This window comes from Lysinibacillus sp. GbtcB16, from assembly GCF_019091145.1.
GTDB classification, from domain to species: Bacteria; Bacillota; Bacilli; order Bacillales_A; family Planococcaceae; genus Lysinibacillus; species Lysinibacillus fusiformis.
In genome coordinates this window covers 1-265 of the sequence record NZ_JAGXJV010000473.1, presented here as the reverse complement: position 1 = coordinate 265, position 265 = coordinate 1, and the positions used below count along the sequence as shown (strand labels likewise).

Sequence of the window (265 nt, the reverse complement as noted above, 5' to 3'; positions counted from 1 at the left end):
AAATAAGTTAACTTCGTGAAGGCTGTAATCAACCGATTCGTAAATAACAAGGTTTGGTCATTAGCGGTGCTATAGTCTTTAAACGTTAAAGTTGCATTGGAGAGTGGGTAGTTGTTGTTCGCCACTGGTTTTACTGTGATGGCAAATGTTTTGTTATCCGCGACGTATTGCTCTCCTGATCTTCTGAATGGAATATCGGCAATATCTCCATCAATGATATAACCTGATTGTAAGGTGCCTGATTTCGTAAAGCCCTGCGGTATGG

1 protein-coding gene is annotated in these 265 nt (G+C 40.8%); it reads right to left on the bottom strand.

Annotated features, from left to right (window positions below; translation table 11 throughout):
* The coding region (locus KVT27_RS24950; RefSeq protein WP_217582204.1) for a hypothetical protein at positions 1-265 on the bottom strand (265 nt) is incomplete at both ends.